Here is a 13413-nt window from a genome sequence, read left to right as displayed (position 1 = left end):
TGACATTGCCGAGTGGCTTCACTATGTGTTCATCGAGTTGTTGCGGCGAATGCAATCGCGCTGCGTAACCGGGGTGGCGCGGACCGGAACAAGGCCAGCATCGCAGCCGCCGTACCGGTGAAGTTCTCACGTTCTGTGAGGTAAATCCGTTGATTTTCCGCGGGCAACCGGAAAAACAGCTCAAAAAACGCGGGAACGTCGGCCGGTGGCAGGTGGAGCAATGCGGACAGGCCCCTACGCCGCAATCCGTGCGTCATTCTGGCCGCCGGAGACCAGATCGTGCCACGAACTCGGCCCGGTGTCTCCGCGATCGCACGGGCCACTTTCGGCGCCAGGGTCAACGCGGTGGCCACGCTGTAGCCGGTCGCCGGGTGCACCAGGCCGGCGCGCGCACCGAATGCGGCGAGCCGGCCTTTCGGCAGCGGCGGGTTCAACGGGAAGCGCACCCGTTCGTGCTCCGGACGGTCCAAGGGCCAGCCGTGCACGGCCAGCCGCCGATGCAGGCGCTCGCGCAGCAGCGCGAACGGAAGCCCGGGCAGATGCGCGAGCGACGTCTCCTCGACCAGCACCCGCTCGTCGTCGAGCGGCAGCGCGTAGCAGAAGGTGGGCGGGTCGCCGGCCTGCCGCCAGTCCATGAAGATCGCCTCGCCGGGGGCGAGCACGTCGGCCGGCAGCGTCACACCGACGGCGGTCTGCTCGACGTGCCGCCCGCGCGGCGGGCCGGAGGCGTCCACCATGAGCTTCGCCTCGATCGTGCGGCCGTCGGCGAGCACGACGTGGGTCGGCGTGATCGACTCGGCGCGGCCGGTGATCACCTCGATGTCCGGACGGGACAGATGCCGCCGCAGATTCTCGTTGTGCAGCACGACGTATTCACCGTCGAGCCGGTGCTCGGTGAGCGCGAAGGCCTTGACCGTGGTCGCTCGTGCGGCGATCGCGTCCGCCGGCAGCGACGGCAGTTCATGCGCCCAGGCCCCGTAGGTGTGCCGCCACGGCCGGGTCGGCGCCCGATCCACCAGCGCCGTGCTGAGGCCGAGGTCCGCGCAGGCGGCCGCCAGGGCGGACCCGGCCGGCCCGGCCCCGACCACCAGCACGTCCAGCACGCGTTCAGGCTAACGTCACTGGCATGCACGACCTGCGGGCGCATCGCCGATCCTCGGACCCCTCGTCAGACCTCGCCGCCAGCCCGTTCCGGGCCGACCGGGACCGGGTCGCCAGCTCGCCGTTCTTCGCCCGGCTCGGCGGCGTGACCCAGGTGGTCAGCCCGACCGGGTCCGGTCTGCTGCTGCACAACCGGCTCACGCACAGCCTCAAGGTGGCCCAGGTCGCCCGGGCCATCGCCGAGCGGCTGACCGCCCGCGGCGACACCGCCGGCGTGCTGGACAAGCTCGGCGGCTGCGACCCGGACGTGGTGGAGGCGGCCAGCCTCGCCCACGACCTCGGGCACCCGCCGTTCGGACACCTCGGCGAGCAGGTGCTGGACCGCATCGCGCGCCACCGTTTCGGGCTGGCCGACGGCTTCGAGGGCAACGCCCAGTCGTTTCGCATCGTGACCACGACCGACGTGCGCGGCCCGGCCGCCGTCGGCCTCGACCTGACGGTCGCGGTGCGGGCCGCGTTGCTGAAGTACCCGTGGACCAGGCTTTCCCACCCCGCGCCGCATCCCCGCACGCTGCGCATCCCGCCCCGCGGGGCGTCGGAGCCGCCGGAGGCCGAGGGCAGCGGTTCGGCCAAGTTCTCCGCGTACGTCACGGAACTCGACGACTTCGAGCAGTCGCGGGCCCCGTTCCACGGGCGCATCGAGGACTGGCAGCAGACCGTGGAAGCGTCCGTTATGGACACTGCCGACGACGTCGCCTACGCCATCCACGACATCGAGGACTTCCACCGGGTCGGGGTGTTGCAGCACGCGACCGTGGCCGCCGAGTTGACGACGTGGCTCACCGACGCGCTGGAGCTGGCGGCACTGTCCACATCGGAGCTTGCCGCGCAGTCGCGGCTGCCCGGACGGTCGCTGGAGGCGATGCGGCGGCGTCTGCACGAGAAGGACTCCTGGGCCGTCGATGACGACGCCTTCGCGGCGGCCGTCCGTCGCGTGCGGACGGAACTGGTGGACGGGCTGCTCGCGGTGCCGTTCGACGGCTCCGCCGAGGCCGAGCAGCGGGTCGCCGCCTTCTCCGGGCGGTGGACGACCCGGCTGGTCGACGGCGTCGACGTGCTGCTGGACCCGACACCGAGGTCCGGTCACGTTCTGCTCGCGCCCGCGCAATGGCACGAGGTGGCTGTGCTGAAGTTCGTGCACCGGCGGTTCGTGCTGCTGCGCCCGGACCTCGCGCTGCACCAGCGCGGCCAGGCCCGACTGCTGACGAACCTGGTGGAGGCGCTGGATCAGTGGCTGTCCGATCGACACGAATCCGACCGGCTTCCCCGGCGGCTGCACGATCTTGTCGAGCTGGCGGACACCGAGTACCGGTCACTCGCCCGGACGGCCCCCGACTTGCTAGCCGGACCGGCGGGCGACGTTCGGACTGGGCCGGATGCCGTGCGCGCCTTGGCCCGAGGGCGGGCCGTGGTGGACTTCGTGGCGTCGCTGACGGACGGTCAGGCCGCCTCCATGCTCGATGCGCTGTCCGGGCGAACCGGACAGCTGTGGACAGATGCCTTTGTGCTGTAGTTATCGACAAAACGTGACGATTGGCCCACTTGGGCGACACCCGCAAGGCTGCTGTGGGTGATCGTGCGGAAACTTTACGTTGGGCTCACGGCTGGTGATCACCGGCCGTGTTGCCCACGCCGCACCCCTCGGAGGGCCAGTTGCGCAGATCCGTTCGACCCAGCACCACCCTGTTAGCAGCCGGGGCAGCCTGCCTCACCGCGGTGCTCGGCCTCACCTCGCCGGCCGTCGCCGCGCCGCATCCCAACCCCGGCATGATGTCCGCGAACACCGCGGCGCAGATCGCCACGCTGCAACAGCTCAAGAAGTCCGAGTCGGCGACCGACCGCAAGGTCGACAGCCGCCTGCTCGTCGAGAACAAGCTGCGCTCCGACCGCTCGACGCGCTCCGTGCTGCCGCAGGTGCAGTCCGGCCTGAAGGTCAGCGGCGACACCGTCGCGGTCGACATCCGCGCCACCAAGACGTCCGACGCGCTGATCGACGCCGTGCGCAAGGCCGGCGGTCAGATCCGCAACGTCTCGCAGCGCGAGGCCAGCATCCGCGCCGACGTGCCGCTGTCCGCTCTGGACAAGCTGGCCGCCCGCGGCGACATCAAGCAGATCGACGCCGCCGCCGACGCCATGACGTCGTCCGAGGCTCCAGGCCGCATCTCCAGCCAGCCCGACCCCGTGTCGAAGCAGACCCGTGACGCGCGGGTCGAGGCGGCGACCAAGCCGGGGCTGCGGGCCAACATCGCCGCCGCCATCACCAGCCAGGGCGACCGGGCGCACGCCGCCGACACCGCCCGGCAGCAGAACGGGATCACCGGCGTCGGCACCAAGCTGTGTGCGCTGTCGGACGGTGTGTCGTCGCTGGCCGCTTCCGTGGCCTCCGGCGAGCTGCCGCCGGTCGACGTGCTGCCCGGCCAGGAAGGCAGCGGTGACGAGGGCACCGCGATGCTGGAGATCATGCACGACCTCGCGCCCGGGGCCGCGCTGGGCTTCGCGACCGCGTTCATCAGCGACAGCAGCTTCGCCGACAACATCCGCGCGCTGCGCAGCCAGGCGCACTGCGACGTCATCGTCGACGATGTCTTCTACTTCAACGAGGCCACCTTCCAGGACGGCCCCATCGCGCAGGCCGTCAACGCCGTCACGGCGGACGGCGCGCTGTACTTCTCCTCCGCCGGCAACGAGGGCAACGTCGGCGACGGCACCTCGGGCCACTGGGAGGGCGACTACGTGGACTCCGGCCAGGTGATCGGCAAGTTCGCCGGCGGCGCCCACAACTTCGCCGCCTCCGCCGGCGGCACCCAGGTTCTGGAGCCGCTGTCCGCGTCCTCCGCGGGCGTTCCCGTCACGTTGTGGTGGAACGACCCGCTCGGCCACGCCGGCGACGACTACGACCTGTACCTGCTCGACGCGGCCGGCAACGTCGTGTCGTTCAGCCAGAACCTGCAGACCGGCACCCAGGACCCGTACGAGCGGGTCAACACCACCGCCGGCGGTCAGCGCCTGGCCATCGTGAAGTTCAAGGGGGACAACAAGTACCTGTCCCTGTCCGCCCTTCGCGGGCGGTTCGTCGCCGACGGTGGCCTCCAGGCGTTCGTGACGCCCGGGCAGACCAGCGGGCACTCCGCCGCCAAGGACGCCTACAGCGTCGCCGCCGCCCCGGCCGCTGCCGCCTTCGGACGACCGCTGGAGCCCGGCGACCCCGCCAACCCCGCCGGTCCGTACCCCGGCACGTTCAGCTCCAGCTCGCAGATCGAGCGGTTCAGCTCCGACGGCCCGCGCAAGATCTTCTTCAAGGCCGACGGCACCCCCGGGGCCGAGGTCCGGCAGAAGCCCGACATCACCGCCGCCGACGGCGTTTCCACCTCGGCGCCCGGCTTCTCCCCGTTCTTCGGCACCTCCGCCGCCGCGCCGCACGCCGCCGCCATCGCCGGTCTCGTCCTGTCCGGCAACCCCGGCATGTCGCCCGCCGACGTCCGTCAGGCCCTCACCGCCACCGCCGTCGACATCGGCGCCCCCGGCGTCGACAACCGCACCGGCGTCGGCGTCATCCTGGCCGACAAGGTCCTTGCCTACACCGGCGCCAGCCCGCAGCCCTTGGCCACCGCTCAGGCTCCCACCGTCCGGGGCCCCAACGGTTCCCCGTTCGTGAAGCCCGGCGACACCGCCACCGTCACGCTGCCCGTCTACAACGGCGGTGACGGCACTGCCGCCTCCACCAGCGTTGTCGTCGACTCGCCCACCCCGGGCGTCACCATCGCGCCTCGCTCCAAGCGATACGGCACCATCGAGGCCGGGCAGACCGTCATCAACTCGTTCACGCTGACCGTGCCCGCCACCCAGCAGCTCGGCGTGCCCGTCGTGTTGAACGCCAAGGTCACCTTCGCCGGGGCCCATTCGCCCACGACGCAGACCTTCCAGATCCCCATCGGCCAGCCGTCCTCGGTCGTGCAGAACTTCGCCTTCGCCGGCGACGCCGCCGCCATCCCCGACAACAGCACCGTCGGCGCCAGCGTCTCCATCCCCGTCACCGGTGTCGGGAGGGCCTCCAAGCTCACCTTCTCCATCGACGGCAGCGCTTGCAGCACCACCGCCGGCTCCACCACCGTCGGTCTCGACCACACCTACGCCGGCGACCTCACCGGCACCCTCACCTCCCCGTCCGGTGCCACCGCCGTGCTCTTCCAGCGTCGTGGCGGGGCCGGGCACAACTTCTGCCAGGTCGTCTTCGACGACTCCGCCTCCACCGCCTTCTCCACCGTCAGCTCCGCCAACGCCCCCTTCACCGGCTCCTGGCGTCCTCAGTCCACCCTCGGCTCCCTGCTGGCCGACCCGGTCGACGGCACCTGGACCTTCAAGGTCGTCGACGGCGGCGCCGTCGACACCGGCAGCATCCGTGCCGTTTCCTTGCATATCAACGGTTTCGTAGCCTGACCCTTTCTTCGTGGCTCACGGGAGTCCTTTGTGGACTCCCGTGAGTCTTTTTGTGCACCAACGCTTTTTACCGTTAGTGATTCGAGTCGATCATGCTGTTCCAAGCCCGATCAACACCCGACAACACGGCACGACCCCCGACGCTCATCCCCGTGGCGCGTACATGATCACTCCTACTCCCACCAGGCACACCAGCGCACCGAGTACGTCGAAGCGGTCCGGGCGGTAGCCGTCGGCGACCATCGCCCACGCCAGCGACCCGGCCACGAACACGCCGCCGTACGCGGCCAGGATGCGTCCGAAGGCGGCGTCGGGCTGCAACGTGGCCACGAAGCCGTACAGGCCCAGCGCGATGACCCCGGCGCCGACGAGCAGCCAGCCCCGCTGCTCACGGATGCCCTGCCACACCAGCCAGCAGCCCCCGATCTCGGCCAAGGCCGCCAACACGAACAGGATGATCGACCGAAACACCATGGTTGGCATCCTCGCACCGACCCCAGAGGTAGGTTGGCCCGGACAGCGCGAACCACAGGGGGAACACGGTGCTCGAGATCCACTGCGGCGACATCATCGCTGACGACCTCAGCCTGGACGCGGACGGGCGGTCGCGGTCGAGGGCGGAGGTGAACGTCCACGTCGAAGCGGATCTGGCGATCGTGCAGGACGGCCGGGAGCTGTACGCGGAAATCCTGTTCCCGGTAGTGGAGCTCAGCGCCGCTCTCAAGGCCTGGCAGCATAACCGAGGAACGTTCGAGTATGAGTCGATGTCGCTGGCAGAGCGGTGGGCGGTGCGGTTCGTGCCGGCCGAAGGCGGCTGGCGAGTGGTGAACGACGAGGACCCGCAGCGGGTCATCCGGGGCGGCGTGCTGGCCACGCACGAAATGGACGCGGCGGTGGACGAGTTCAGGGAGAGAGTACGCAAGTCCACTGTGGACCTGCTGGGGGAGTGGATCACGGAGTACCTGGAGTGAAGGGTCCCGGCCAACCCAGGACCAAGGTCCCGCCACAGACCTGACCTCAGGACCATCACCCCCGACCCCCATGGGAGTAGAACGGGCACATGGGGAAAATCGGGGGATTCACGGACAGCAGGTCAGCGAAGCAGTACCGACAGATCTACGCCCGGGTGCGGGCGCAGTGGCCGGCCGGCGCGGAGGACCACGACGTGCAGACCCGCTTCGGCCGCACGCACGTGATCCGGTACGGCCAAGGGCCGCCGATCCTCCTGGTGCCGGGAACGGGGGCGACGGCGGCGAACTGGTCGCCGAACGCGGAAGCGCTGGGCGCGAGGCATACGGTGATCGCGGTGGACACGCTGGGATTGCCGGGGCTGGGGGCGCAGACGGCGCCGATCCGAAGACCGGTCGATCTGGCGCTGTGGCTGGAGGATGTGCTCGACCACTTCGACATCGACACCGCCCACGTCGGGGGACTGTCGTACGGGGCATGGGTGTCGATGCAATTGGCCTGGCATGAGCCCAGACGAGTCGAGTCCCTGCTGTTGCTGGAACCGGGAGGCAACTCGCTCGGACGGCCGCCATTACCCAGCCTGCCCCGGTTCCTGCGCTTGTTGGCCGTACGAACCGAAGCGGAGTTCGAGCGGTTCGGCCGGTTCGTGGAAGGAGGATGGCCGAACGATCCGGACCGGCAGCGGGTGGTGAACTTCGGCATGGCCCACTACCGCCCGAGCGTGCCGATGATCCGTTACGCCAAGGACGCGCAGGTGCGCCGGCTGCACATGCCGACGCTGGTGCTGTTGGGGGAGAACAGCATCGTGCACGACCCACGGCAGGTGCTGGACCGGGTGCGGAGCCTGATGCCGGACGTGGAGGCCGACATCATCGACGGCGCACTACATCCGCTGGCGGAGACCCACGCGGGCACGGTCAACGACCGGATCCTGGCCTTCCTCACGTCGCACGAATGACGGTGCGGCAGCGGTCGATGACGGCCTGGCCGGGCTGGCAGGCGACGCTGTGGTGCTCCAGTTCGGCATAGCCGCCGTAATGGCCGTCGTCCTCGAAGACCTGAATGACGTCACCGGTCAGCTGATACGGGCCGTCCCGGTAGTCGCCGCCGGGGCGGACGTCGATGTGCCGCTCGATGACGAGACCCGGGAGCGTGTACCGGAGCAGGCCGGTGGCGACGGACGAGGTGAGGCCGAACTTGGACATGTGCTGGCCGGCGAGGTCGATGGCAGCCAGGCCGTCCAGCACGGTGAAACGGGCGGGGTCAACGGGAGAGGGGAGGTGGTCACGGAAGGAGAACTGGCCGGTGACGCCGATCTCCAGGCGGCCGCCGAGCGGGACCTGGACGATGCTCCACAGATCTACAGGGTGTCCACTCTGGACTTGGAGCACGGTCTCGGTCTCGTACTCGGCGACGTAGCGGGTGTCGGCCAGCACGGTGATGTGCCGCTCGACAAGGACGCTGGTGGGGGAGCCGGTGTCGCGGTTGACGAGGGTGGTGCCGAGCACCAGGTCGACGCCGTCGGGGCGCTCGTGCACGACGTCCCAGGGGCCGGGGTCGATCTCGGGCGGCACGACGTGCTGGGACAGGTCGTCCCGGGCCTCGCCGGCCCAGAACCAGTCCCGTTCCGGGCCGAGCCAGAGGCGGTCGCCGCCAAGGTTCCAGCCGGACGGATCCGGGGCCGCGACCCAGAAGGCGTCGCGGCCGCGCACCGAGGCCTGCAGGATCCGGCCGGAAGCGGGGGCGAACGTGATGGTCACGAGCGGTCCAGCACGATCACGTCGGCGTCCACGGACTCCCAGCTGACCGGCAGCCCGGCGGACATGAGATGAGCGCCGCTGTACGAGCCGTACCGGGCCGAGGCGTCCAAACCGGACAGACGGAGCCGGGACTGCCGGCCGGACAGCGCCGGGGTGCCGTCGAGGGGCCCGGTGTTCCAGGCCAGCACGACAACCCGATCGGGCCCGGCGTACTGGAGGGCGAACGCGGGATCGGCGGGAGTGCCGATCATCGTCACGGTGCCGGAGTGCAGGAACTCCCGAAGCTCCTTGTACTGCGCCACATACCCGGCGGCCTCCGAGCGCTGTGACGGCGTCCACGACCGGATGTCGGCGCCGATGCCCAGGGCGCCGGCCATGGCCAGCACGAAGCGGAACCGCAGTGAACGGGGCCGGCGATCGAACAGGCCGACGGCGTCGGTGACCCACGAGCTCATCACGTGTGGGGCGTGGGCGTGTAGGAAGCCGTACTGAATGGACAGACGGTCCAGCGGTCCGGTGTTGTCGCTGGGCCACACCACATCGGTGCGGGCGATGGTGGCCAGCTCGACCCGGCCGCCGCCGCCGGCGCAGCCCTCGATGGCGACGTCGGGGTGGGCGGCCCGCAGGTGGTCGAGCACCCGCAGGTAGTTCCGGGCATGGGCGCCGTCGAGGTCAAGCGACTCGGGATCGCCCAGGCCGGGGCGGCCTCGCTCGGTCGGCGGCCGGTTCATGTCCCACTTGAGGTACCGGATCGGATAGGAGGACAGCAAACCGTCCAGGGTGGACAGCACGAAGGAGAACACGTCCTCGCGGCCCAGATCCAGCAGCAGCTGGTTGCGAATCAGGGTGGGCTCGCGGCCGTCGAGGTGGTACACCCAGTCGGGATGCTCGGCGTAGAGCCGGGACTTGGGGCTGATGGCCTCGGGCTCCACCCACAGCCCGAACTCCAGGCCCTGGGCCCGCACGTCCTCGACGAAGGCCCCGAAGCCGTCGGGGAACTTGGCCGGGTCGGGCGTCCAGTCGCCGAGGCCGCCGGTGTCGTCGTCACGCCCGACGAACCAGCCGTCGTCGACCACGAAGAGCTCGGCGCCGAGCTCGGCCGCCACCTTGGCCAGCTCCAGCTGGCCGGCGGCGTCGACGGCGAACTCCGTGGCCTCCCAGGAGTTGTACAGCACCTGGCGGCCGCCGGGGGACAGCCGGCGCTCGTACGAATGCCACACCTGGGCCAGGCCGCCGAGGCCGTCGGCGCTGTAGGCGGCGGCGACCTGGGGCGTCTCCAACGTGGCGCCGGGTTCCAGCAGCACGGCCGACTCGTGGGGCTGACGGCCGACGCGCACCCGGCAGGAGCCGCTCAGCTCGATGTCGGCGTCGATCCGCCAGGATCCCGGCCACACCAACTGAAAACCCCACGTCGGCCCGTCCGGGGAGGAGTCGTCCTGCACGGCCAGCCAGGGGGAGTAGCCATGCCCGGCGACGCCCTGACGGCTGTTGATCTCGAACCGGCCGGCCGGCAGCACCACCTGGCGCAGCTGGAACTCCTGGCTCCACCGGCCGATGAGGAACGACACGCGAGCGGTGTCCACGGGCAGGCAGAAACCGGCGGAGTCGAAGCGTTCCAGGCGGATCGGCACGGAACCGGTGTTGGTCAGCTCCGCCCACCGCAGCAGCACGTCGGTGCCGGGAACGACCTCGTAGTACAGGTCGGTGCGCAGGCCGGTCAGCTGGTCGGCGAAGGTCAGGCGAAGGGAGGTTTCCTTGTAGGAAGCGGAATCGAACGTCCACCATGACTCGCGGGCCGCGTCGACGGGCCCGGCCACCAGGTCGGCCCCGGCGAACGGCCGCAGGCCGAACGGGGCGTACTCCACGGGCGCCCCGTCGGCCTCGGTCAGATAGGGCGTGCGGCCGACGTTGGCCAGCGGCGACGGGCCGTCCTCGACGCCGTGCGGGCCCCAGGCCCGCAGCTCGGCCCAGCGCCGGTGCTCCGGCAGCCCGACGGTGTACGAGGTGGTCGCCAGCCGCAGCGTCCACTGCTGGGTCACTTCACCGCCCCCAGGGCAAGTCCGGCCACGAAGTGCCGCTGGAACCGCAGGAACACGGCGACGGTCGGGATGGCGGCGATGACCGAGCCGGCGGCGATGACGTTCCACTGCGACACGTACTGTCCTTGCAGGCCGAGCAGGGCCGAGGTGATGGGCATCTTGGTGTCGCTGCGGATCACCGTGATCGACCACAGCAGGTCGTTGAACACCCAGGTGAACGCCAGCGCGGACAGCGACGCCAGCGCCGGCCGGGTCAGCGGCAGGATGATCCGCCAGAAGATCTGCATCGGCGACGCGCCGTCGATCACCGCGGCCTGCTGGATCTCGTTGGGGATGGCCCGCATGAAGCCGTACAGCACGAAGGTGTAGAAGCCCAGCCCGAAGCCGATCTGCACGCCGATCAGCGCCGTCAGGGAGTCGTAGATGCCGAGCATCTCGGCCATCTTCGACACGGGCACGAGCAGGATCTGCGGCGGCAACAGGTTGCCCGCCAGCATCACCAGCAGCACGGTCCGCCGGAAAGGCAGGTCGTAGCGGCTCAGGGCGAAGGCTGAGATCGCGCCCAGAGCCAACGTGATGATAACGGCCGGGATGGTCACGATGAGGCTGTTGACCATCGCCTGGAACTCGCCGCCGTCCACCCACGCCTGGCCGAAGTTGCCCAGCGTGAAGGAGTGCGGCAGGCTGCCGACGCCGTTCGCGGCCACGTCGTCGAAGCTGCGCACGCTGGTGACCAGCACCAGCGCGATGGGCAGCAGCCACAGTACGGAGATGCCGCCGGCGACGAGGTGGTAGCCGCCGGTGCGGAGGGGGCGCCGGCTCATGCGTCGGCGTCCCGGAAGGCACGCACCAGGTACGTGAGGATGACCCCGAAGGCCAGCACGAAGATCACCACGGCGAGCGCGGAGGCGTAGCCGAGGCGCAGCGACTGGAATGCGGTGGAGTACATGTAGGTGCTCAGCAGTTCCGACGAGTGGTAGGGGCCGCCGCGGGTCAGCGCCCACACGACGTCGAACGAGCGCAGCGAGTCGATGATGATCACGGACAGCACCACCGAGTTGACGCTGCTCAGCTGGGGCAGGGTGATCTTGGTGAACTGCTGCCACTTGGAAGCTCCGTCCACAGTGGCCGCTTCGTACAGGGTCGGGTCGATGCCCTTGAGCCCGGCCAGATACAGCACCATGATGTAGCCGATCTGCCGCCACAGCGCCGGCACGATCACGGCGTACAGCGCGGTGTTGGCGTCGGCCAGCCAGGAGTGCTGCCAGCTGTCCAGTCCGAGCGCCCCGAGCACGGTGTTGACCAGACCGTCCGGCTGGTAGATCGCCTGCCAGATCAGCGCCGTGGCGACGAGCGAGAACACCACCGGCGTGAACAGCGCGGCGCGGTAGAAGCCGACACCGCGCCGCTCCTTGAGCAACAGCATCGCCATGGCGAGGCCGCCGAGCGCGGAGAACCCCCCGAACAGCACCAGCCACAGCACCGTGTCCAGGAACGCCCTGCCGAAGGTGGGATCGCTGAACAGCTCGGCGTAGTTGCCGAGGCCGACCAGCGCCGCCGGCGAGACCCCGTCCCAGCTGGTGAACGACAGGTAGATGCCCTGGAGCGCGGGCCAGAACACCCAGAACGACTCCACGAGCAGCGGCACCAGCACGAAGGCCAACAGGATCGGCGACAGCGTGCGGCGCCTGCGGCGTGATCGCGCCGAGGACGGCGGGGCCACGGCCGGCGCCGTCAGGGTTGCGGTCATGGTCAGGAGGTCCAGATCTTCTTCGCGGCGGTCTGCCAGTCGGTGAGGATGGAGTCGATCTGCTCCGGGTGCTGGATGAACTTGATCAGCGCGTTGTCCGCGGTCGGCTGGAGCGCGTCGCTGGAGTCCCGGTTGAAGAACTGGGTCAGGTCGGGCGCCTTCTGCAGCATCTGCTTGCCCTTGGTGATCAGCGCCGTGCCCGCGTCCTTGGCGGCCGAGTTGGCCGGCAGCGAGCTGCCCGAGGACGACTTGAGGTACGCCTCCTGCGCCTCGACCGTGGTCAGGTACTTGAGGAACTCGAGGGTCTGCGGCTTGCGCGCGGTGTGGGCGCTGGCGAAGAAGCCGTCGGTCGGGCCCTCCTCGGCCAGCGGCACCGCCGGGTCGATCACCGGGAAGCGGAAGAAGTCGATGTCGTCGACGTCCTCCTTGGGCGTGGTGTCGAGCAGGAAGGTGCCGATCAGCATCATGCCGGTGCGGCCCTGCAGCAGGTTGGTGGTGGCGTCCTGGAAGGACAGCGCGGTGCCCTTGGGATCGAAGTGCGGCAGCGCCGTCTTCCACTGGTCGAACACCTTATGCACCTGCGGGTCGGCGAAGCTGTGCTTGCCGGCCAGCAGCTCACGGTGGTAGTTCGCGCCGTTGACGCGGATGTTGAGGTAGTCGAACCAGCCCGAGGCCACCCACGGCGTGGAGTTGTCCGCGCCGAGGCCGATCGGGGTCACGCCCTTGGACTTGATCGTCTCGCACACCTGGAGGAACTCGGCCCAGGTGGTCGGCGCCTGCACGCCCCACTTGGCGAAGTTGGACTTCCGGTAGAACAGGCCCCAGAAGTAGTAGCTGGTGGGGATGAAGATCTGCTTGCCGTTGTCGGTGCTGAGCTGCTTGAGGGCGTCGCTGTAGCCCGAGACGCCGTTCCAGGCGTCGCTGACGTCGAGCAGCAGGCCCTTGTCGGCGTAGGAGCGGGCCACCGAGCCGGCGTACCAGGTCATCACGTCCGGCGGGTTGGACGAGGTCAGGTACGTGGGCAGCTGGGTGCGGAAGGTCTCCGAGGCGACGGTGTTGAGCGTCGACTGCGAAGCGCCCTTCTTGTTGAAGCCGTCGATCAGCGCCTGCATGGCGGCCTTCGCGGACGGCGCGGAGAGGTTGGACTGCACGGTCACCGGGCCGGTGGCGGAGCCGCTGGACACCGAGCTGCCGGTCGAGGTCACGCAGCCGCCCAGGGCGGTGGCCGCGCCTACGGCGCCGAGTCCGGCCAGGAAGTTGCGCCGGGAGAAGCCCGTGGTGGTCATCAGCGACCCCT

At 69.8% G+C, this 13413-nt stretch carries 11 protein-coding genes; 4 read left to right on the top strand and 7 right to left on the bottom strand.

Going from position 1 to position 13413, the window contains the following annotated elements:
* Nucleotides 1-29: 29 nt before the first annotated feature.
* Nucleotides 30-1103, bottom strand: a complete 1074-nt coding sequence (locus AB0M73_RS42715) for a lycopene cyclase family protein (protein ID WP_363904312.1) — start codon at nt 1101-1103, stop codon at nt 30-32.
* Nucleotides 1104-1126: 23 nt separating this feature from the next.
* Here AB0M73_RS42715 and dgt point away from each other — a divergent pair, with 23 nt between their 5' ends.
* Together dgt and AB0M73_RS42705 are read left to right on the top strand one after the other, a co-directional pair.
* A complete protein-coding gene (gene dgt / locus AB0M73_RS42710) occupies nt 1127-2674 on the top strand; it encodes a dGTP triphosphohydrolase (RefSeq protein WP_363904309.1) in 1548 nt (515 codons plus the stop codon).
* Between the two features lie 170 nt (nt 2675-2844).
* The gene (locus AB0M73_RS42705; RefSeq protein ID WP_363904353.1) at nt 2845-5598 is read left to right on the top strand and encodes a S8 family serine peptidase; all 2754 of its coding nucleotides are present in this window, start codon (nt 2845-2847) and stop codon (nt 5596-5598) included.
* 144 nt (nt 5599-5742) lie between these two features.
* Here the strand turns inward: AB0M73_RS42705 and AB0M73_RS42700 are convergent, their stop codons facing one another.
* A complete protein-coding gene (locus AB0M73_RS42700; RefSeq protein WP_363904306.1) occupies nt 5743-6072 on the bottom strand; it encodes a YnfA family protein in 330 nt (109 codons plus the stop codon).
* 68 nt (nt 6073-6140) lie between these two features.
* On the opposite strand from AB0M73_RS42700, the gene AB0M73_RS42695 reads away from it, so the two are divergent.
* Nucleotides 6141-6569: a hypothetical protein gene (locus AB0M73_RS42695; RefSeq protein ID WP_363904303.1), complete on the top strand. Its 429-nt coding sequence runs from the start codon at nt 6141-6143 to the stop codon at nt 6567-6569.
* 89 nt (nt 6570-6658) lie between these two features.
* Nucleotides 6659-7525 carry an alpha/beta fold hydrolase gene (locus AB0M73_RS42690; RefSeq protein WP_363904300.1) on the top strand — a complete coding sequence of 289 codons (867 nt, stop codon included), beginning with the start codon at nt 6659-6661 and terminating at the stop codon, nt 7523-7525.
* Here the strand turns inward: AB0M73_RS42690 and AB0M73_RS42685 are convergent.
* From AB0M73_RS42685 to AB0M73_RS42665, 5 genes are read right to left on the bottom strand one after another with little or no spacing between them, the layout of a single operon-like run.
* On the bottom strand, nt 7509-8327 hold the full coding sequence (locus AB0M73_RS42685; RefSeq protein ID WP_363904297.1) for a DUF6786 family protein: 819 nt from the start codon (nt 8325-8327) through the stop codon (nt 7509-7511). The two genes, AB0M73_RS42690 and AB0M73_RS42685, sit on opposite strands and share 17 nt — an antisense overlap.
* On the bottom strand, nt 8324-10366 hold the full coding sequence (locus tag AB0M73_RS42680) for an alpha-galactosidase (RefSeq protein WP_363904294.1): 2043 nt from the start codon (nt 10364-10366) through the stop codon (nt 8324-8326). The genes AB0M73_RS42685 and AB0M73_RS42680 overlap by 4 nt, the downstream gene beginning before the upstream one ends.
* Nucleotides 10363-11190 (bottom strand): carbohydrate ABC transporter permease, encoded by an 828-nt coding sequence (locus tag AB0M73_RS42675; protein WP_363904291.1) that lies wholly within the window; start codon nt 11188-11190, stop codon nt 10363-10365. The genes AB0M73_RS42680 and AB0M73_RS42675 overlap by 4 nt, the downstream gene beginning before the upstream one ends.
* The gene (locus tag AB0M73_RS42670) at nt 11187-12116 is read right to left on the bottom strand and encodes a sugar ABC transporter permease (protein ID WP_363904288.1); all 930 of its coding nucleotides are present in this window, start codon (nt 12114-12116) and stop codon (nt 11187-11189) included. The genes AB0M73_RS42675 and AB0M73_RS42670 overlap by 4 nt, the downstream gene beginning before the upstream one ends.
* A gap of 2 nt (nt 12117-12118) precedes the next feature.
* Entirely contained in the window at nt 12119-13402 is a 1284-nt protein-coding gene (locus AB0M73_RS42665) for a substrate-binding domain-containing protein (RefSeq protein ID WP_363904285.1), read from the bottom strand.
* Between the last annotated feature and the right edge of the window lie 11 nt (nt 13403-13413).

The organism is Kutzneria sp. NPDC051319 (genome assembly GCF_040682195.1).
Lineage (GTDB): Bacteria > Actinomycetota > Actinomycetes > Mycobacteriales > Pseudonocardiaceae > Kutzneria.
The sequence above is the reverse complement of the archived record's forward strand: the minus strand, read 5'-3'. Positions and strand labels throughout refer to the sequence as shown.